The following is a 311-nucleotide window of genomic DNA, read 5'->3' on the forward strand; positions in this document are numbered from 1 at the left end:
CCCTTCGCATCCGACGCCGCCCCACCCGCTCAGCCACCACCTCACCCGGGGCAGGCGACCGGGTCGCGCAAGGTAGAACCCTGGTCACCGGGCAGCGGGCTGGTCTTGTCGACGTAGAGGCCTGATCCGTCGAGGTAGAGCCAGGTAGAGCCTCTGGGTCGGCCGACGACGGCGGTGGGCCGGGCGCTGACACGCGACGCCCTCGCACGAAGCCGAGCCCGGTCGCCCGCCGGGGCGGCGAGCCGCCCGACCGGCTGGGCACAGCACCCGGGCGGTCGCCCGGCCGAGCGCAGACCAAGGTGAGACGACGA

1 protein-coding gene is annotated in these 311 nt (G+C 74.6%); it reads right to left on the bottom strand.

The genetic code is table 11. The annotated features are described in order from the left end of the window. Window positions 1–41: 41 nt before the first annotated feature. Window positions 42–311 (bottom strand): hypothetical protein (locus tag AC4H2H_RS19760; RefSeq protein WP_494372538.1); only part of this gene is annotated, 270 nt, incomplete at its 5' end.

This window comes from Cellulosimicrobium sp. BMG9.22 (assembly GCF_059159975.1).